1 protein-coding gene is annotated in these 519 nt (G+C 50.1%); it reads right to left on the bottom strand.

Annotated elements, in window-relative coordinates; translation table 11 throughout:
• Positions 1-391 (bottom strand): aminopeptidase P family N-terminal domain-containing protein (locus EN750_RS38395; protein ID WP_189526869.1); only part of this gene is annotated, 391 nt, incomplete at its 3' end.
• Between the last annotated feature and the right edge of the window lie 128 nt (positions 392-519).

Below are 519 nucleotides of genomic sequence, written 5' to 3'. Positions count from 1 at the left end.
TCTCGGGACCGAGCGGCAGTCCCACTCGTCGTGACTTTGTCGCCAACTCTCTGATCGCCCTGGCAAGCAGCGTGACCCCCTCGTCATCGGGGCAAGGCGACGCCCATGTCCGCACGTCCGGCACGATCGACTTGTCAAAACCATGGGCGCAAATTTTTGGAACGACCGCAACCGGATCACCCTCTATCGGGACGATCAGGAATACCGGTCGGGTCGGGCTCAACCATATCGCCTCGTTGAAACCTGAAAAATAGTAAATTTCGGATTCAGTATTGAAGAGACACGCATCAATCTGCTTGTCTCGCATCAATTTTTGCAGCCTCACAATCCTGGACTGGAACTCGCTTGCTGAGAAACCTCTGCGTGGGATCGCTATTTTTTTATTCAGCATCGATTATCCTCCGCATATGCAGCGACCAGATTGGATACTACAACAGTTATCTTTTTATATTTTGATATTCTTTTTGTATTGTGATAAATACTCATGATCGCTACGGCTTGGCTGATGGAAGCCAGGGC

It is taken from the genome of Mesorhizobium sp. M7A.F.Ca.ET.027.03.2.1 (assembly GCF_003999175.1).
In the GTDB taxonomy this organism is placed as follows: domain Bacteria; phylum Pseudomonadota; class Alphaproteobacteria; order Rhizobiales; family Rhizobiaceae; genus Mesorhizobium.
The sequence above is the reverse complement of the archived record's forward strand: the minus strand, read 5'-3'. Positions and strand labels throughout refer to the sequence as shown.